A 17,934-nucleotide genomic window follows, 5' to 3' on the forward strand; every position below is an offset into this window, starting at 1 on the left:
CCGGCTGAACGGTTACCTTGCTTCCGCCAGGGCCAGCAGCACCGGCACGGCGGTGTCCACCCGGAGGATGCGCGCCCCCCAGGAGAAAGGAATAAAACCTTGATCTTGAAAGCAGTTTATTTCAAAGTCCACCCACCCCCCTTCGGGGCCGATGGCCAGCAGTCGGCGTTGGGCCAGATCGCGTAAGCAATCACGGGGCACCTGTGAAAGCGGTGATTGCGCCGGCGCTGAAGGGGGCAGATATGAAATTTGTCCCTGGTCATCCATCGCCGTCTCGCCTGCCGTAACCTGCGGCCCCTTGTGACCGCTTACCAGGGCTTTGGCGGTGCCGGATGGCGGCGCGCCGGCGGGTGGATTTTGCTGCCGGTTGGTGGTATGCCGGCGGGGCCCGGAGTCGGTGGCCTCGGCGGGCGCCTTTTCGGGGTGGGCCAGCAGTCGTAAAGGACCGGCAGGGTGGGGCGACGGCAGCTCATCTTCAATAAAAGGGCGAAAGCGTGTATGCACGCTGACGGTTGGCAGCCGCGTGTCGCCGGCCTGTTCCAGGCCCTGGAGCAGGGCCGTTCTGATCCCGGCGGGAGCGAGCAGCGAGGAGTTAAAGAAACTTTTTTCCACCCGCCGGGCGTTGGTCAGCATGATGCGGTCAACCCCCATGGCGGCGGCCTGGGCCAGCACCCTTTTGAGCATGATCGGCCGGGGCAGGGCCAGGATAAGGGCGGTGGCGGCTTTGGTCGGCGGGTCTTGGTGGCAGTCAAGCTGGAGCGTGACTTCTCGGCGGCTGGTGGCCAGCACCCGGGCCGAGCCCATGGGGCCGTCGATAATGCCGGCCCGCAGCAGATCTCCGGGCCGGCTTTTGAGTACCCGGCCGATGTGCTCGGCACGGCGGTCCCGGAGATTAACGGTGTTGGCAACTATCTCGTCGTGTTCCAGCAGGATGATGTTCATGGTAGAGGTTGGCCTGTTAAAGTCGCGGAATGTTGGCCCTGGTGAACGGTTCGACCGGTTTGGTTATCTGGCTTCACTTTACGGTTTTATTTGCGGCAACCGGCTCGTGGGCGGAACAGCCCGGCACAGCCGGGTCCGATTCTAATTTGTTCGGCTCTGATAGTCAAAGCGTAACCGTGCCACGGTGCTAAAGGTAAAGCCTGGCCGTCGGCGGATGTGCCCCGATTGTGAGCTTGAAGATATGTCGCCGCTGAGCGGTGACGGCAAAGCCGGAGTGACTGGTGACGGAGTGGACGACCTTGTTCCCGGCTCGGCGGAGGAGGATTGTGGGATCTCATCTCGATCTACTGTTTGTTTTGGGCCGTCCTTTGGCACCGCTTTATGCCGGCCTGATGCGTTTACGGGCCTGGCTTTACCGGCGTGGCTGGTGGCGGCGGGAAAAAATGAGGGTGCCGGTGATCAGTGTCGGCAACCTGACCCTGGGGGGGACCGGAAAAACCCCGCTGGTGCTTTATTTGGCCCGTCTGCTCAAGGATGTGGGGGGCCGCCCGGCCGTTTTGAGCCGGGGTTATGGGCGGCCCCGCCGGAGAGGGGGTGACCGGCACCAGCCGCTGGTGGTGGCCGATGGCCGGCAGTTGTTGCAGGGGCCGGAAGCGGCGGGGGACGAACCGGTACTGCTGGCCCGTTCGCTGCCCGGTGTGCCGGTGTTGGTTGGGGTGCGCCGGGCGGCAAGCGGTCGTTACGCGGTGGAACGGCTGGGAGCCGATAGCCTGATCCTGGATGACGGTTTCCAGCATCTGGCTCTGGACCGGGATCTTGATCTGGCCCTTTTCAGTGCCCGGAATTTGCCCCTGCGGGTCCGGGTTTTCCCCGGCGGCCCGTTGCGGGAGCCATGGTCGGCCTTGGGGCGGGCCGACGCGGTGGTGATCACCGGGGTTACGCCGGAAAGTTTGCCGGAAGTGGCCGCCTTTCAGCGATTTTTAAAAGTCCGCTGGCCGCAGCTTCCCTGTTTTACCGGGGAGTATCGGCCGGTCTGCCTGTTGGTCGGCGGTTTCGATGCCGCCATGGCGTTGGATCAGGGGAAGGGGCAGCCCCTGTACGGCTTTGCCGGGATTGCCCAACCGCAATCATTTCGGCAGACTTTGTTGCGGGTGGGCTATCGCCTCAATGGTTTTCGGGCCTTTGCCGATCATCATCATTACACTGCGGCTGATTACCGTGGTCTGGTTCAGGCCGCCAGGCAGCAGTCAGCCGCAGCGTTAATCACCACCGAAAAAGATCTGGTCAAGCTTGCCCCGTTGACGGATGATTTCCCCCTGCTGGCTCTGCGGGTGTCCCTGTTCATGGAAGAAGCCTTCGACCGTTTTATCCGTTTAAGATTGTCAATTCCGCATCAGGTTGCGCTACCGCCCGATGGTGTTTGATAGGTCGCTGTTTAACGTTACCGGCCGGCAAGATGGACTGGTTTGGGCGAGACGGTGAAAATTGCCGGACATAAAGTAGCGGCCGGATGAGTCCTTGCTGCTGTGGCAAGTTGGTGGGGTGCCGCGCCGTAAGTGTGTTTTTTTTGCCACACTCAATAGGTTCACAAAAGTTACCCCAATCTTGTTGTTGTTTGTTTTGTCGTTGTAATATGGTGTTTTATTTTTTGTATGGTGTTTTGTCCAGCTGCTGGCCTGTAAATTGCATTACACTGCGTCGGTGGGATCACTTGTCCGGTCCGACAAAATTACTCTAATCTTCACCCCAATAAACGGAATCAATAGAAATGGATGTACTGCAACATACCTTGAAAAAAAGTGTCAGCTTCGCCGGTATCGGCCTGCACAGCGGCAAACCGGTGCGGATGGCGATTTACCCCGATGAAGTCAACAGCGGCATTCGTCTGCTGCGCTCTGATCTTAATCAACTGGAGCCGACCCCGGCCTTTATGGACCGGGTGGTTGATACCCGCCTGGCAACCACTGTTGAAACGATGGAAAACGCCTCGATTTCCACGGTGGAACATGTGCTGGCCGCCCTTTATGGGCTGGGGATTGATAATGCGGTGGTGGTGGTGGATGGCCCGGAAGTACCGATTATGGACGGTAGTGCATCTCCTTTTGTTCAGGTGCTGCGCCGGATCGGCCGCCGCCGGCAACAGGCTCAGCGCTGGATGCTCAAGTTCAACGAAGTGGTGCGTTTCAGCGACGGCCAGGGGCGGTCGGTCCGGATCGAACCCTATGACGGCTTCCAGGTCAGTTGCCGGATTGATTTTGCCCATGCCAGGATTGGCCGTCAGCAATTTGAGATCGATCTGACGCCGCGAAATTTTGCCACTGAAATCGCCGGCGCCCGCACTTTTGGTTTTTTTCGTGAAGTGGAGCAGATGCGTCGTAACGGTCTCGCCCTTGGCGGCTCACTGGATAACGCCGTGGTTATCAATGACCAAGGTATTATGAACAGTGACGGCCTGCGCTATGCCGATGAGTTTGTCCGGCACAAGGTGCTGGACCTGGTGGGTGACCTTGCCTTGCTGGGCTTCCCCCTGCTGGGACGGGTGGTGGCGGAGAAATCTGGTCATGGTCAGCATCTTGGGCTGATGCAGGCAGTATCAGCTCATCCCGAGGCCTGGGATATCGTAGCGCTTGAAAGCAGCGGTGAGTTCCAGGTGCTGCAGCAGCTGGCCCAAAGTACCAAAGCGATGGGCGACCGGATTCTGCCCTACCTGTTGCCGCCATCACTGGCCTTGGCTCCCACCCGTGCTTAAACACCCTCAGTTTACAGCTTCGCAGCCGTAATTGGTTGGCGAGCCGGTTTGCCGGTTCCAGGCATACAACCCGCAGGGAGATTTCTCTGCGGGTTTTTTTGTTGTTTATTAAAAGAGTTCATCAATCCCCGTAACTTGTTGCTGAACGTTTACGACGGATCCCCTGTATTTTTTGGGACTTGGGCTGGACCTGGTGTTTTTAATCGGCTATTCTTGCCTCATTCCTGGAAAATTTCGCGTTGTATGGTTGTGCGGTTGGTTGCGCTGAGTATTGATGCCGATCGTTCAGCCGTACCTAACGTGCTGGTGTGTGGTGTCAGTCTCGACTGTCTGGAGTAATCAATGAGGCAAAAATAATGATAGCAGAACGAAATAAATTTGGGTTCATCGGTGGCGGTCAGATGGGTGAGGCCCTGATCAAGGGGGTGCTGGCCGCAGGTTTGTATCAAGCTGCCGAACTGACAGTGGCGGAACCCAGTGCCCCGCGCCGGGAAGTGCTGGCTGAGCGTTACGGGGTGCGGGTTCATCCGGATGCCGGCCCCTTGTGGGAAGAGTGCGGGGTACTGGTGCTGGCCGTCAAGCCCCAGATCATGGGGGCGGTGCTGGAGCAGGCCCGGCCGGTGGCGGACGAACGGAAACACCTTCTGATCTCCATTGCCGCCGGCGTTTCTACAGCTTTTATTGAAGATGTATTGGCCCCGCAGCCGGTCCGGGTTGTTCGGGTTATGCCCAATACCCCGGCCCTGGTGCTGGCCGGTGCCTCGGCTTTGAGTCCTGGCCGGCATGCCGATGAAGATGATCTTAAGCTGGCGGAAGGTATATTCGCCGCAGTGGGCAGAACCGTAACTCTGCCTGAAACAGCCATGGATGCGGTCACCGGCCTTAGTGGCAGCGGGCCGGCCTACGTCTTTACCTTTCTTGAGTCCCTGATCGATGCCGGAGTAAAGGTTGGCCTGAGTCGGGACGTGGCCGGGTTGCTGGCCCGGCAGACCATTGCCGGCTCCATGCAACTGGTCGAGGAAGGCGGGCAGTCGCCGGCCGAATTGCGGGCCATGGTGACCTCGCCAGGCGGAACCACCATCGCCGGGCTGCATGCTTTGGAGCGCGGGGCCTTCCGTTCCCTGATCATGGATGCGGTGGAGGCCGCCACTCGTCGTTCCCGAGAACTGGGCGGCAACTGAGATGAAGCTCGGTAAAGTTGGGATTATTCTCAAGCGGGATTCCGCCGAACCCCGGCGTATCGGCGGTGAAATGGCGGACTGGTTCGCCGCCCGCGGGATAGACGTGAGCGTTGACCGCATTGAAGCCGACCAGGACCTGCTCATCATCCTGGGAGGAGACGGCACCTTGCTCCATGTGGCGGCAGAGGCCGGCGGTTACGAGATTCCGGTGCTGGGGATAAATATGGGTGGCCTGGGGTTCCTTACCGAGGTGGCGGTGGAGGATCGGTGGGCTATTCTGGAAAGACTGTTGAGCGAAGAGTTGCCCGTCGAAGAGCGGATGATGCTGAAGATTCGCCTCCGTAGTGAGGCGGCGGAGGGATGGCACCAGGCCCTAAACGACGTAGTGATCAGTAAAGGCGCGGTGGACCGGATGGTTGAACTGGAGGCCTGGGCCGATGGTGAATACCTGGCCACTTACCGGGCCGACGGCCTGATTATTGCCAGTTCCACCGGTTCCACCGCCTACAATCTCTCCGCCGGGGGGCCGGTGGTACATCCCCGCCTCGACGCCATCGTGGTTACCCCAATCTGTCCCTTCATGCTGGAAAGCCGGCCGGTGTTGCTGACCGGTTCCTGTCGGCTAGAGGTCCGGATCGCCGAGAGCAGCACGGGGACTGCCAAGGTGGCTGCCAATCTCCAGGTTATCGCCGATGGCCATCGCTGCGGCGAGCTGCGACCGGGAGACATTCTGGAGATTGCGGCAGCGGACCGGAAGCTGCGGCTGGTGACCTCCCCTTGGAAAGGCTATTTCGAAATTCTCCGGGGCAAGCTCAACTGGAGCGGCGGTCGCTGAGCAGGCCGCACCTAATCCTTTTCTTCCATAGCCTGGTCCAGGACTTCCTTTTCCTGGGCCATGGCCTGGCGGCCGGCTTCGATGGCGGCGCTCAGGCTTTTCCTCTTGTGGTCGAGATAGTCCTTGCCCTGGCCGGCCAGCTTGTTGCCGCGCTCAATGAGCTCCCGTCCCTGGTCGATCATGGCTTTGCCGTGCTCCACCGCACTGCCGGCATGTTCCTTGACGTCATCGGGAAAATGACGACACCTTTCGCGCAACTCCTCACTGTAGCCGGCCAGTTGTTCGCGGGTTTCGCGGCCGGACTGGGGGGCGAGCAGCAGAGCCACGGCGGCGCCGGTGACTGCCCCGGCCAAAAATGAAATAACGGTTAACCCGGCGTTACAGTTCTCATTGTGATGACTCATGGTGTTTCCTCCTTGCTTTGTCTGGCTGGTGTTATCATTTTTTGCCGCCCCAAAGCACCCGGGCGAACATTTGCAGACCGGCGGTAACGCCGCCGACCCCGCTGATGACCGGGCGGACCGAATCTCTCAGGGCCTGGGAAGTCAGCAGTAAAGTGTCCCCGGCCCGGCGGACGGCCCGGATTGCCTCATCGGTTTCTTCCAGTTTGGCTGTGCAGGAGGCCGCCAGCAGTTCCACCTCGGCAGCGCCAGCGGTGATTTTTCTGCTCATCGGAACCCATTCCCGTTCCAGTACCTGCAGGGTTTCTTCCGCTTTTTTATAGGTCCGCTTTAGTTGGAGCAGGGTGGGCACCAAAACGGCGGTCAGAATCAGGATGCTACCGGCGGTGAAAATCAGGAAAATATCCAGCGGTGTCACAACTTCTCCTCCCGGCGGCTTGTTTGAGTAAGTGCCGGTGACGGTACCGGCGGGCAGCATGCAAGCAGTTTGTTGTGGCCGTTCACCGGCCCTGACATCTGCTGCTCAACGCTTGCAGTTTATCACACCCGGATGGCAATCAGGAAGCGCTGTAAGCGAAATTTTTGGCGAATTTATTATTTTTTTTGCAGGCCGTATTTTTTTATTTTGTACTGCAGTAGGCTTTTGGTAATACCGAGGTTGTCGGCGGCCCGGGTTTGCACATAATCGGCTTTGGCTAAGGCCTCGGCCACCATTTTTTTCTCGATGGTGTTCAGGATCTCGGGTAGTGGGGTGTCGGGGGGAATGCACTGCTCAAGTTGCAGGTTGTCACCCCAGCCGTCGCCGGGCTGGTCGCTGGTGTTTTCCGGTTGCACGTCCTCCGGGGTGATTACTTCGTTGCTGCAAAGTACGGCGGCGCGTTCGATGGCGTTCTCAAGTTCGCGAATATTGCCCTCCCAGGGCAGCGTGCCGAGCAGGCTGATGGTTTCCGGCTGAATCTGCAGGCCGGGACGATGCAACTCCCGGGCAAATTTGGCCACGAAGTGTTTTGCCAGCATGGGGATGTCGTCGGTTCTTTCCCGCAACGGCGGCAGGTGGATATGAACCACGTTGAGCCGGTAGTAGAGATCTTCACGGAATTTTCCCGTCTCCACCTCTTCCTTGAGGTCCTTGTTGGTGGCGGCTATGATACGTACGTCGACCTTGATGGTGCGACTGCCGCCCACCCGCTCAAAGGTGCGTTCCTGAATGACCCGCAGCAGTTTGACCTGCAGGCTGAGCGGCATTTCGCCCACTTCATCCAGGAACAGGGTGCCACCGTCGGCCAGCTCGAAGCGGCCTTTACGCAGGGCAACGGCGCCGGTGAAAGCCCCTTTTTCGTGGCCGAACAACTCGCTTTCCAGCAGGCTTTCCGGTAACCCGGCACAGTTTAACGAAATAAACGGGGCTTCGCAGCGGCGGCTGTTGCTGTGCACCGCTCGGGCCACCAGTTCTTTGCCGGTGCCGGACTCGCCGGTGATCAGGACCGAGGTAGGGGTGGGGGCCACTTTTTCGATCAGGCCGTAAATCTCCCGCATACGCGGGTTTTTGCCCACCATTCTGGCGTATGAGGTGCGCTCACTGATTTCGGCCCGCAGCCGGGTGTTTTCGCGGACCACCTCATAATGTTCGACCGCCTTGCGGATGCTCACCAGCAACTCGTCGTTGTCAAAAGGCTTGGTCAGATAGTTGAAGGCTCCCGTCCGCATGGCGGCCACCGCCTTTTCCACCTCGCCGAAGGCGGTGATCATGATCACCGGTAGGGACGGATTGATGCTTTTGACGGTTTTTAACAGCTCCAGGCCGTCCATCCCGGGCATCCGCATATCAGTGATGATCAGGTCAAGATCGGTCTGTCGGGCGATCTTGAGAGCTTCTTCGGCGCTGGCGGCTGTAAAGGTTTCGTAGCCTTCATCCCGCAACAGCTCGGAGAGGATCACCAGATAGTTCGGCTCGTCATCGACGACCAGAATGGTTTGCATGGTCTTTTCCCGGACTTGATTTGACTTAATGAATCCGCAAAAAGTCCGTCCATGGACTTTTTGCTACCCGGAAAGCGAAAACGCGGCTTCTGCTTTCCTTGCAAATCAATAGCTTACAAGCAATCTATTGATTTGCGCGCCCATCTATGGGGACGCGGAGGGCACTTTCGATGACTTCTTGCGAAGTCATCGAAAGTGGTTGAGGGGGGCCGCCTGGCCGAACTTCCCTTGGCCTGTTTGCAGGGCAATAAAATCGCACAACTCTTGGTAACAGGCAAAAGGGGTGCGCCCACTGCGACAGTTGCCGCCCAGCGGGGCGCCATTGGGCAGCGTTTCGTGAAAATCGGTTCCCCCGGTGACCAGCAAACGGTGTTCGGCTGCCAGTCGCAACAACTGCTGGTGTTGTTTGTGGCTGTGGGCTGGATAATGGATTTCCAGCCCGGCCAGTCCGGCCTGGCATAACTCCGGCAGCAGTTCCGGCAGGTTGTTGAGGTCGGCATCGTTGACCGCCGGGTGGGCCAAGACTGCGGCGCCGCCGGCCCTGCTGATCATCCGGATGGCATCCAGGGCGTGAATGCGGGAACTGTTTACGTAGGCGGCTGCACCCCGGCGCAGGTAACGATAGAAAGCTTCCTGGAAGGAGCTAACTACCCCCATGCGCACCAGGGCCCGGGCGATATGGGGGCGCCCCACCTGACCATCCTGCTGAAATTTCAGGTCGAAGTAATTGATGTCAATCCCCATTTCGTTGAGCCTGGTTAAAATGTCCAGATTGCGCTGATGGCGGGCTCGCTGTAGTTCTTTCAGGCTCCGATTGAGATTGGTGTCGGTATGGTCCAGGCCGTAACCAAGAATATGCATGGAACTCAGTTGGTGCCAGGCGCTGATTTCAATCCCCCCCAGCACCTGGAGCGGTTTGTCGGCGGCGTAGGCAAAAAAGGAGGGCAGGCCGGCCACGGTGTCGTGGTCGGTGAGGGCCAGGACTTGCAGGCCGCGCTGCAGGGCGAGATCGATAAGCTCCTCGGGGGTCAGGGCTCCATCGGAGAAAGTCGAGTGAGTATGTAAATCTATCCAGCTCATGGAGTGGTAGTTCCGTCGTTCGGGTCGCTGGCAGCAAGAAAAACGCTTGCCGAGGTGGCGATATTTTGTGATATTGATCGTGGATTGTACCACATTAGCCGGGCAAATTTGACAACTTTAATGGTCTTGCAAAAAACCATCAAACGTTTTGTTCGGTAACGTGTTAACCGCAAGCTGTCACGCGCGCTCCAGTGCCGCCACCGATGCGGTCGCCGACAAATTTAATTACAAAGGAACTCTTTGCCATGGCTCAGATCGATGCGTTTTTTAAATTGATGCACGACCAGGGTGCTTCCGACCTCCATATGGTTTCCGGGCAGCAGCCGGTTTTGCGGATCCGCGGCGACATGGAAAAGGTTAAATATAACGTCATGGAAAATGACACCCTTAAATCCATGCTCTACGAAATCGTTTCCGAGGAAAAAATCAAGGTCTTCGAGGAAACCGGCGATATCGATTTCGGTTATGAGATCCCCGGGCTGGCTCGATACCGTGGCAATCTTTTCATGCAGAAAAACGGGATCGGGGCGGTTTTTCGTGAAATTCCCAGTGAGATCCTGGGCTGTGATCAGTTGGGGCTACCGGCGGTGGTCTCCCGCCTGGCCACCCTTCCCAAAGGAATGGTGCTGGTTACCGGTCCCACCGGCAGCGGCAAATCCACCACCCTGGCGGCCATTATCGATCAGGCCAACAAAACCCGCAAGGACCATATTCTCACCATTGAGGATCCCATTGAATTCGTCCATAAAAGCCATAACTGTATTGTCAACCACCGGGAGGTTGGGCTGCATACCCAAAGTTTTTCCTCTGCCCTGCGCGGGGCTTTGCGTGAAGACCCGGACATCATTCTGGTGGGCGAAATGCGGGACCTGGAAACCATCAGCCTGGCCATGGAAGCGGCCATGACCGGGCATCTGGTTTTTGGCACCCTGCACACCCTGAACGCCAACAAGACCGTGGACCGGATCATTGAGATTTTCCCTTCCAACCAGCAGGCCCAGGTGCGCTCAACTTTGGCTGACGCTTTGAAGGCGGTGGTGTCCCAGAACCTCTTTAAACGCATCGACAAAAAAGGCCGCTGTGCCGCCCTGGAAATTCTCATCTGCACCCCGGCGGTGCGCAACCTGATCCGGGAGGGCAAGACCTACCAGATCCCCTCTGCCATGCAGACTGGCAAAAAATTCGGCATGCAGACCCTGGATGACGCTATCATGGATGTGCTGCAGAAAGGCTGGATTTCCGGTGAGGACGCCTACATCAACGCCATTGAAAAAAGCAAATTCGTACAGTATCTGAAAACCCCGCCGGCGGACTTTACCGACGCCTGAGCAATTGCCTGGCAATTCCCCGTGATCGCTTACCTCCTGCCCCTCCCCCGTGAGTTAGTTGCGTCCCCGTTGATGCTACTCAATGGCGGCTGGGGCGGCACTGCAGTTTTGTTCCGTCGGTGGTGCAGATTACGGTGCCATAGCGGCCGGTGGTCATTACCGCATACCCCTGCTGTTGCCAGGAATTGAGTCGTTGTTGATCCACCCGCTGTTCGTTGTCGGAAACGATGATATAATCCGGATCGGTGATGCGGATGAACTCCGGGGCCATGGAGGAGCGGCGCCCGTGGTGGGAGGCTGCCAGCACCCGGAACCGGAATCGGTCGCCGTGTTCTGCCGCCAGTCGCCGCTCCTGTTCCATCCCGATATCGCCGGGCAGCAGAAAAGAAATCTCTCCGTGCCGATAGCTGATGATCAGACTCTGATCGTTGACTGGGTCTGCCAGGGGTGGGTTGAAATCGGTTGGCCCTTGCAGGTGAAAATCGGCCACATTTTTCATGATGACCGGTTGGGTGGCGTTATTGGTCGCCTGGCCGGCCAGGACCTGGCCGCTTTCTTCCGGTATTCTGACCTCAATCCCCAGCTCTTCGGCCAGGGCCAGCAGGGCCCGGTACTCTCGACTGCCGTCCGGGCGGCCGTTAATCCACAGAACTTGCGGCCGGAAGTGCTGCAGCAGAAAGGGGATGCCGTTGAAATGATCGGCGTGTGGGTGGCTGATCACCACCGCCTCCAGGCGTTTGATCCGCCGTTGCCGGAGAAAGGGGGCGATCAGCTGTTCGCCCACGTCGGTACTCAGGGTGGCCGGCCCGCCGCCGTCCACCAGGAAGTTCCGGTTGCCGGGCATCTCCACCACGGTGGCCTTGCCGTGGCCCACCTCAATGAAGCTGACTCGGCTGTTGGGTTCCTGTTGCCTTTGCCACTGGTGATAAACGGGCAGCAGGACCAGCAGCAGCGCCATCATGGCGGCGGCAACCGGGAAGGCGGCATGACGGCGCGCCAGGGCCAGAGTCATCAGCAAAATTCCCCAGCATAGAAACTCCGCTGTTGACGGCGGGGCCAGGTAAAAAAAACTGCCCGGCAATTCCGCCAGCCAAACGGTCAGGCTGACGGTGAGGTCCAGGCCACGGCTGGCGGCGGTTAGCAATAGTTCGGCCAGCCCGGTGAGCAGGGCGCTTTCGCTGACGGCGGCCAGGAACAGCCCAACCAACGCCAGCGGCAGGGTCCAGAAGAAGATCAGCGGGGTGGCCAGTAGGGTGGTCAGCGGACTGAGCAGCGAAACCCGATGAAAGTGATACATGGCCAGCGGGGCGGTGACCAGGGTGGCCACGGTTGAAACCAGCAAACTGGTGATGACCCAGAAGAGCAGTTGTCGGCCGGCGGTGGTGGTTGCCTGGTAGCGGTCCTGCAGGGCCGGCGCCAGCATGATTATGCCGGCGGTGGCGGCAAAGGAAAGCTGAAACGAGGCCCCGAACAGGGCCGTCGGGTCCAGCGCCAGGATAATTATCGCCGCCAGGGCCAGATTGTTGAGGCTGCACCACTGGCGGTCACTCAGCACCGCCGCCATGAAAACCAGGGTCATGATCAGGGCCCGCAGGGCAGGTGGTTGCAGGCCGGTAATCAGGGCATAGCCGATAATGGGGACCAGGGCCAGCAGCAGAGCGGCTTTGCGAACATGAATGGTTTGTAGCAGGTAAGAGGAGCGTTTGAGCAGCCATTCCGCCGCGGCCATGCTGAGCAGGGCGATCAATCCCAGGTGCATGCCGGAAATGGCCAGCAAGTGCATGGCGCCGCCGGCCTTGAAAGCCTCCAGGGTGGCGGCTTCAATGCCACTGCGATCACCGATGAGCAAGGCTCGGAGTACCGGCAGGTTTTCTTCTGCCGCCAGGTGCCGGTTCAACAATTCACTGGCCCTGGTACGCAGCCGTTCCGGCAGATACGTCAGTCGGTGGCGGAAGCTTTCCGGGGCAGGTTCATTTATTTGGGCCAGTTGCAAAGGATTGGCCAGCCAGCCGCTCAGGTGAATGCCGCGATGGGCCAGAAACTGCCGGTAGTCGAAAGCGCCCGGGACTGCGAAAGCACGCACCGGGCCTATTTGGGCCCGCACCATCAGGCGGTCGCCGGGTTTTATCTCCTGCTCGAGTGGGCCGTTGACGGTCAACTGAACCAGGCCATGGGTAGCGGTGGCGCCCGCCGATCGGTGCAATTCCTCGGCCGCCAGCACCAGCCTGGTGCGTTCTCCGTTTTGGCGGGGCAATTCCTGTGCAACACCAACCAGCACCACATCATGAGAATCCTGGCCCGTTGCCTTGAGCTGCTGGTGGGACGTCAGCTGGTTGTAAAGATGGCTCGGGGTGGGGGGCAGGGTCAGCTGGGGGCGGGCCAGGTTGTAGCCGGCGCTAAAGAAGATCAGCAGCAGCAGAGTGAACAGGTACGGCGATCTGGGCAGGGCGGGGGGCCAGGTTGGCCACCGGCGGAAATTCACCCAAGTGAGCGAAGCCGGGATCAGCCGCAGCAGGAGCGGTCGCAGAATGATAACCAGGAGCCACAAGAGGACGGCTAGCGGGGGGATGATTGTTGTGGCCGGTGGCAACTCCAGCCAACCGGCGGTGGCGATGCCGGCGGTTAAGGACAGGACTGGTAATACCAGGCGGCCGGGCAGGGGGCTGGCGGGGGCGATCGGGGGGGCCATGGGCAGCCCCGATCTAGTCGAGAAAGTTTTTCAGTTTTTCCCGGCGACTGGAATGGCGTAGACGGTTTAATGCCTTTTTTTCGATCTGGCGGATGCGTTCGCGGGAGACGTTGAAGCGTTTGCCGATTTCTTCCAGGGTGTATTCGGCGTCTTCGCCGATGCCGAAGCGCAGCCGGATGATTTTTTCCTCTCGCGGGCTGAGGGTGGAGAGAATAGTGGTGACCCGCTCCGCTAACTGATTACCCTTGACCGCTTCGTAAGGCGAAACCGATTCCTGGTTTTCGAGAAAATCGCCCAGGGTGGAGTCATCATCACCCACCGGGGTTTCCAGGGAGATGGGTTCCCGGGATGCCTCAAAAATAGCCAGGATCTTTTCCATCGGCAGGCCGGTTTTTTCGGAGATTTCCGCCGGGGTCGGCTCCCGTCCCAGCTCTTTGAGCAGAGAATAAAAGGCTTTGAAAAACTGGCTGCGCAGTTCCAGAAAATGGACCGGCAGGCGGATGGTCCGGGTCTTGTCGAGAATGGCCCGGGTGATGGCCTGGCGGATCCACCAGCTGGCATAGGTGCTGAATTTGTTGCCTTTGGTGTAGTCGAAGCGAAACACCGCTCGCATCAGGCCCAGGTTGCCTTCCTGGATCAGGTCGGCCAGGGTCAGGCCCTGGTGCATGTAACGCTTGGCAATGCTTACCACCAGCCGCAGGTTGGCCTTGATCATGGCATCCTTGGCCACCTCGATGGAGCGGGCGTAAAGCTCGATCCGGCAGTAGCATTGGCGCAGCCGCTTTTTGTCCGGATACTTGCGGCAGATGGCGGTCATGCTGCGCACCATGTTGTTTAGGTGCCGTTTTTTGGGCTTTAAGGTGGGATCTCTTTTTTCCCACATTTCAATGCGCTCTGCCAGCTCTTTCATTTCCGCCAGGCCGGAGCGGTCTTTACGGATGGCGTTGATGATGGCGTTGAAGCCTTCTCGAATGGTTTTGGAATATTTTTCTTCCTCTTCCGGGGTCAGCAGGTCAAACTGCCCCATTTCCCTGAGGTAGGTGGTGGTGGTTTCTTCTGGTTCGGCCAGATCCTCCCGCCCGGCAATCTTGGCGGCCAGCGGCTCTTCATCATCCATGTCGGATGCATCATCCTGGTCCTTGTCGTCCAGGCGCTTGCCGTCCAGGTTTTTCTTGCCGCCGTGCTTATCGTGGGTGATGACTTCGATGTTGTGTTCCTGCAGAAAATCAAAAATGCCGTCGATGGCATCAGGATCATTGTCGTCGGGAATCAGGTCGTTGAGAAAGGAAAGGGTGATGCAGCCGTCGTCCTTGCCGGCTTCAAGCAACTTGTTTTTGATGTTGGCGGACACGTGGCGTTTCTCCTGGTTTCTGGCGGTGTTATCAAGCGCTTGCCGGGGTGGGGCCAGCTGATAATTGGCAAGGGGATGGTTCCCGCTTGGCTTAAGTATCGTCAAACACTATACACTAATAATAGATTGTCCAAAGGGCAAGGAGAAAAAGAAAAAACAACGATTGTGTGGAACATTGTAGACATTCATCTTGGACTGATATCTTTTTCGATGGTATGCTGGTCAAGCTATTAGCTGTAATTTTTCAACCATTTTTTGGGGAGCGGTGAATTGACTGATCTTGAACGAGGCAGTGGGGTACTGTTGCACATAACCTCCCTGCCGAGTCCTTTCGGCATCGGTGATCTGGGGCCCGAAGCCCATGCCTTTGTGGAATTTCTGGCCGCAGCCGGGCAGCGCTACTGGCAGTTTTTGCCGTTGTGCCCCACCAGTGCCGGGTTGGACAACTCACCCTACATGGGCCTCAGCGCCTTCGCCGGTAATCACTTGCTGATCAGTCCCGAGTTGTTGCAGGAAGATGGGCTGGCAAGCGATGAACTGCTGTCGTCGGGGCCGGAATTTTCCGATTACCTGGTGGATTTTGCCCCGGTCAGAGCCTTCAAGGAGCAAGTTCTGGCCGCCGCTTTTAAAACCTTTCGGCAACTGCCGGAGAGGGGTGAGTTCCGTCGGCAATTGGCGGAATTCAAGGCCGATCAGCCCTGGCTGGCGGATTACGCCCTGTTTATCTGTCTTCATGAAGATCAGCAGGGGCGCCCCTGGCATGACTGGCCCGAACCTCTGGCCCGGCGCGAACCGGCTGCCCTGCAGGAAGAGCGGCGGCGGCTGGCGGCCCGGATTAGCTATCATGAATTTGTCCAATTTATTTTCTACCGCCAGTGGCAGCGTTTGCGGGTGCGGGCGGCGGCTCGGGGAGTGCGGCTGGTCGGCGATCTGCCCATCTACGTCGCCCAGGACAGCGCCGAAGTTTGGGCCTGGCCGGACTGCTTCCTGCTGGACCCGGAAACTCATCAACCCACCCATGTGGCCGGGGTGCCGCCGGATTATTTCAGCGCCACCGGCCAGCGTTGGGGCAATCCGCTGTTTCGCTGGCATGATGGCGGCCCGACGGTGCAAAAACGGCTTTATCAGTGGTGGGCCCGGCGTTTTGCCCACCAGCTTGAGCAGGCCGATATCGTTCGGATCGATCACTTCCGGGGGTTTGAGTCTTTTTGGCAGGTCCCTGCCGAGGAGCCCGATGCCGTGCGGGGAGAATGGGTGCCCGGCCCGGGGCTGGAATTCTTCCACAAAATGGGAAAAAAACTGGGCAAGTTGCCGATTATTGCCGAGGACCTGGGGCTGATCACGTCGGAAGTGGAAAAACTGCGTGACCGGCTTGGGTTTCCCGGCATGAAGGTGCTGCAGTTCGCCTTTGATTCCGATGAAACCAATACCTACCTGCCACATAACTATGCCCAGCCCAACTGCGTAGTATATACCGGGACCCACGATAACGATACTTCACTGGGATGGTATTTAAGCAATCAAGTCAACCCCGACGCCAAAGAGCGTTTTTTGCGCTATGCCAACGGCCGCGACGGTAATCCGGTACATTGGGACTTCATTCGCCTGGCTCTGGCTTCGGTGGGCAAAGTGGTGATTGTTCCTCTCCAGGATGTGCTGGGCTTTGGTAGCGATTGCCGGATGAACGTTCCCGGTACCGCCGAGGGCAACTGGCGCTGGCGGGTGGCGGGGCGTTTTCTTACCGACGAGGTGGCGGCCCAACTGCGGGATGAGACCAAATTTTATAACCGGCTCATGCAACCGGAGCAAAAGGGAGAAGATAATGAACAAACTTAAAGTTCTGGCTTTCAACGGCAGCCCCCGGGCCGGAGGCAACACCTCCACCCTGCTGGCCGCCCTTGAAGAAGGAGTGGCTGGTGCCGGGGGCGAAATGGTTACCATCCGGGTTTGTGATTTGGATATTCAGCCCTGCACAGCTTGTGGGGCCTGTGACGAGACCGGGGAGTGTATCATTGAAGACGATATGGCCGCCCTTTACCCCCAAATTATGGCGGCCGACCGGCTGGTGCTGGCCTCGCCCATCTATTTTTACGGCCTTACCGCCCAGGTCAAGGCCCTGGTGGATCGCAGCCAGGCGTTGTGGAACCGTGGGCGTCTAGGACTGGAGCGGGGTCGGCGGACTCCGCAGCGTCGGGGCCTGTTGCTGGCGGTGGCGGCCACCAAAGGACCGAAGGTTTTTGACGGCGCTATTCTCACCGCTAAATACGCTTTCGATGCCATGGGGTTTGCCCACGGAGGAGAACTGTTGGTGCGGGGACTGGACGTTCCCGGCGATGCTGCGCAACAGCCGGAAAGCCTGCAACGTGCTACCAGGTTTGGTTGCGCTCTGGTGCAAGAATAAACCTTGACATTACTTAAGCCGATCAGGTAAAAGAACGGCTTCCATTTGCTGGCCCCTTCGTCTAGCGGTCTAGGACGCCGGCCTCTCACGCCGGTAACACGGGTTCGAGTCCCGTAGGGGTCACCACGAGCTCACCAAAGAGAATCAGAGGCCAGCCTTTTGATTCTCTTTTTTTATTTGGAGCCTTTCGGCTTTTACTTCAGCTTCCTCGCCAAGCAATATATTTACCCCGATTCGGTTGTTTCTTGTGTCTGTTCATTCATCCGGGCAACAGTCCTTTTGGCGACCCACAGCAGCCCGGTGGCGGATATAATGGCCAGCAGCAGGGGGATAAGCTGCTGAAAGTCTTCCAGGGTGGGGTCTCGGACGAAGGCCCAGATTTCCGGGGCGTCCCTGCCGAGGAGGAAGAAAATGAAGGTCCGCGGCAACATGCCGATCATCGTCGCGAGCATAAAGGAGATAAGGCCGAGCTTCAGAACGGAAAGTGCCATGTTGGTCATGGCAAAGGGCAGCACCGGCGAAAGACGGGCAAAAACGATCATGGTAAATTCATCCTGGCCGATTTGCTCGAGGAAGCGACGGATTTTGGGATTGTGGTAGAAATTTTTACTCAACACCAGTTTTTGGGCTGTCCGGCCGAATTTGAGGCCCAGCAAAGCGGCCAGGGGGTAGGAGAGGAGTAAGCCTGCCAGTCCGTACCAGGCGAAAAAATAGCCGCTGATAACGGCGATGAAGGTGGTGGGGGTCAAGGCCAGGGCCATGGCCGGAATGGCGGCCAGATGAAAAAGAACCAGCATGGAAATGGTCCTTTCCGCCAGCAGATGTTGATTGGCTTGCGCTGCATAAATGAACAAGGAAGATGCCACCAAGGGGAGCAGTGCAAAAAAGAGCAGCATCAGCAGGAAGTTGCGGTTTTCCTGCAGGTGGGAAAAGGCCGGGTGGGCAGTGAGCCTGGCGAAAAAACTCATGGGAGCAGTACCGTTGCCCGGTCTGCCCC

The 17,934-nt window shown here is 58.5% G+C and carries 15 protein-coding genes and 1 tRNA gene; 8 read left to right on the top strand and 8 right to left on the bottom strand.

Annotation, left to right across the window (positions count from 1 at the left end):
• Positions 1 to 12 precede the first annotated feature (12 nt).
• A complete protein-coding gene (locus P0N66_RS07380; RefSeq protein WP_275803875.1) occupies positions 13 to 942 on the bottom strand; it encodes a 16S rRNA (uracil(1498)-N(3))-methyltransferase in 930 nt (309 codons plus the stop codon).
• 326 nt (positions 943 to 1,268) lie between these two features.
• On the opposite strand from P0N66_RS07380, the gene lpxK reads away from it, so the two are divergent.
• The 4 genes from lpxK to P0N66_RS07400 all read left to right on the top strand — a co-directional run bounded on the left by lpxK (position 1,269) and on the right by P0N66_RS07400 (position 5,707).
• Entirely contained in the window at positions 1,269 to 2,366 is a 1,098-nt protein-coding gene (gene lpxK, locus P0N66_RS07385; protein ID WP_275803877.1) for a tetraacyldisaccharide 4'-kinase, read from the top strand.
• Positions 2,367 to 2,710: 344 nt separating this feature from the next.
• Positions 2,711 to 3,691, top strand: coding sequence for a UDP-3-O-acyl-N-acetylglucosamine deacetylase (gene lpxC, locus P0N66_RS07390; protein WP_275803879.1), 981 nt, complete (start codon positions 2,711 to 2,713; stop codon positions 3,689 to 3,691).
• 356 nt (positions 3,692 to 4,047) lie between these two features.
• Positions 4,048 to 4,872, top strand: coding sequence for a pyrroline-5-carboxylate reductase (proC, locus tag P0N66_RS07395; RefSeq protein ID WP_275803881.1), 825 nt, complete (start codon positions 4,048 to 4,050; stop codon positions 4,870 to 4,872).
• A gap of 1 nt (position 4,873) precedes the next feature.
• Positions 4,874 to 5,707, top strand: coding sequence for an NAD(+)/NADH kinase (locus P0N66_RS07400; RefSeq protein WP_275803883.1), 834 nt, complete (start codon positions 4,874 to 4,876; stop codon positions 5,705 to 5,707).
• Positions 5,708 to 5,718: 11 nt separating this feature from the next.
• On the opposite strand, the gene P0N66_RS07405 is transcribed toward P0N66_RS07400, so the two are convergent.
• The 4 genes from P0N66_RS07405 to P0N66_RS07420 all read right to left on the bottom strand — a co-directional run bounded on the left by P0N66_RS07405 (position 5,719) and on the right by P0N66_RS07420 (position 9,168).
• Positions 5,719 to 6,111: a YtxH domain-containing protein gene (locus P0N66_RS07405; protein ID WP_275803885.1), complete on the bottom strand. Its 393-nt coding sequence runs from the start codon at positions 6,109 to 6,111 to the stop codon at positions 5,719 to 5,721.
• A gap of 34 nt (positions 6,112 to 6,145) precedes the next feature.
• On the bottom strand, positions 6,146 to 6,526 hold the full coding sequence (locus P0N66_RS07410) for a DUF948 domain-containing protein (protein ID WP_275803887.1): 381 nt from the start codon (positions 6,524 to 6,526) through the stop codon (positions 6,146 to 6,148).
• 176 nt (positions 6,527 to 6,702) lie between these two features.
• Positions 6,703 to 8,088, bottom strand: coding sequence for a sigma-54-dependent transcriptional regulator (locus P0N66_RS07415; protein WP_275803889.1), 1,386 nt, complete (start codon positions 8,086 to 8,088; stop codon positions 6,703 to 6,705).
• 186 nt (positions 8,089 to 8,274) lie between these two features.
• Complete coding sequence (locus P0N66_RS07420) at positions 8,275 to 9,168, bottom strand: PHP domain-containing protein (protein ID WP_275803891.1); 894 nt, start codon at positions 9,166 to 9,168, stop codon at positions 8,275 to 8,277.
• A 245-nt stretch (positions 9,169 to 9,413) separates the two neighbouring features.
• On the opposite strand from P0N66_RS07420, the gene P0N66_RS07425 reads away from it, so the two are divergent.
• Positions 9,414 to 10,496 carry a type IV pilus twitching motility protein PilT gene (locus tag P0N66_RS07425; protein WP_275803893.1) on the top strand — a complete coding sequence of 361 codons (1,083 nt, stop codon included), beginning with the start codon at positions 9,414 to 9,416 and terminating at the stop codon, positions 10,494 to 10,496.
• A 79-nt stretch (positions 10,497 to 10,575) separates the two neighbouring features.
• Here P0N66_RS07425 and P0N66_RS07430 read toward each other — a convergent pair whose 3' ends face one another.
• The gene (locus tag P0N66_RS07430; RefSeq protein WP_275803895.1) at positions 10,576 to 13,185 is read right to left on the bottom strand and encodes a DNA internalization-related competence protein ComEC/Rec2; all 2,610 of its coding nucleotides are present in this window, start codon (positions 13,183 to 13,185) and stop codon (positions 10,576 to 10,578) included.
• Between the two features lie 13 nt (positions 13,186 to 13,198).
• Entirely contained in the window at positions 13,199 to 14,536 is a 1,338-nt protein-coding gene (locus tag P0N66_RS07435) for a sigma-70 family RNA polymerase sigma factor (protein ID WP_275803897.1), read from the bottom strand.
• 270 nt (positions 14,537 to 14,806) lie between these two features.
• Here P0N66_RS07435 and malQ point away from each other — a divergent pair, with 270 nt between their 5' ends.
• From malQ to P0N66_RS07450, 3 genes are all read left to right on the top strand, one after another.
• Entirely contained in the window at positions 14,807 to 16,372 is a 1,566-nt protein-coding gene (gene malQ / locus P0N66_RS07440) for a 4-alpha-glucanotransferase (protein ID WP_275803899.1), read from the top strand.
• Positions 16,359 to 16,937, top strand: a complete 579-nt coding sequence (locus tag P0N66_RS07445) for a flavodoxin family protein (protein ID WP_275803901.1) — start codon at positions 16,359 to 16,361, stop codon at positions 16,935 to 16,937. Before malQ ends, P0N66_RS07445 begins: the two co-directional genes overlap by 14 nt.
• A 50-nt stretch (positions 16,938 to 16,987) precedes the next feature.
• Positions 16,988 to 17,063 (top strand) — tRNA-Glu (locus P0N66_RS07450).
• A 98-nt stretch (positions 17,064 to 17,161) separates the two neighbouring features.
• Here P0N66_RS07450 and P0N66_RS07455 read toward each other — a convergent pair.
• Complete coding sequence (locus tag P0N66_RS07455; protein ID WP_275803903.1) at positions 17,162 to 17,905, bottom strand: TVP38/TMEM64 family protein; 744 nt, start codon at positions 17,903 to 17,905, stop codon at positions 17,162 to 17,164.
• Positions 17,906 to 17,934 lie beyond the last annotated feature (29 nt).

The organism is Desulfurivibrio dismutans (genome assembly GCF_029210385.1).
GTDB classification, from domain to species: Bacteria; Desulfobacterota; Desulfobulbia; order Desulfobulbales; family Desulfurivibrionaceae; genus Desulfurivibrio; species Desulfurivibrio dismutans.

Coding starts and splice junctions, on each gene's coding strand:
- P0N66_RS07425 (WP_275803893.1), top strand. CDS start 9,414: ATGGCTCAGATCGATGCGTTTTTTAAATTGATGCACGACCAGGGTGCT.
- P0N66_RS07430 (WP_275803895.1), bottom strand. CDS start 13,185: ATGGCCCCCCCGATCGCCCCCGCCAGCCCCCTGCCCGGCCGCCTGGTA.
- P0N66_RS07415 (WP_275803889.1), bottom strand. CDS start 8,088: ATGCAAACCATTCTGGTCGTCGATGACGAGCCGAACTATCTGGTGATC.
- P0N66_RS07420 (WP_275803891.1), bottom strand. CDS start 9,168: ATGAGCTGGATAGATTTACATACTCACTCGACTTTCTCCGATGGAGCC.
- P0N66_RS07445 (WP_275803901.1), top strand. CDS start 16,359: ATGAACAAACTTAAAGTTCTGGCTTTCAACGGCAGCCCCCGGGCCGGA.
- proC (WP_275803881.1), top strand. CDS start 4,048: ATGATAGCAGAACGAAATAAATTTGGGTTCATCGGTGGCGGTCAGATG.
- P0N66_RS07380 (WP_275803875.1), bottom strand. CDS start 942: ATGAACATCATCCTGCTGGAACACGACGAGATAGTTGCCAACACCGTT.
- P0N66_RS07455 (WP_275803903.1), bottom strand. CDS start 17,905: ATGAGTTTTTTCGCCAGGCTCACTGCCCACCCGGCCTTTTCCCACCTG.
- P0N66_RS07400 (WP_275803883.1), top strand. CDS start 4,874: ATGAAGCTCGGTAAAGTTGGGATTATTCTCAAGCGGGATTCCGCCGAA.
- lpxC (WP_275803879.1), top strand. CDS start 2,711: ATGGATGTACTGCAACATACCTTGAAAAAAAGTGTCAGCTTCGCCGGT.
- P0N66_RS07405 (WP_275803885.1), bottom strand. CDS start 6,111: ATGAGTCATCACAATGAGAACTGTAACGCCGGGTTAACCGTTATTTCA.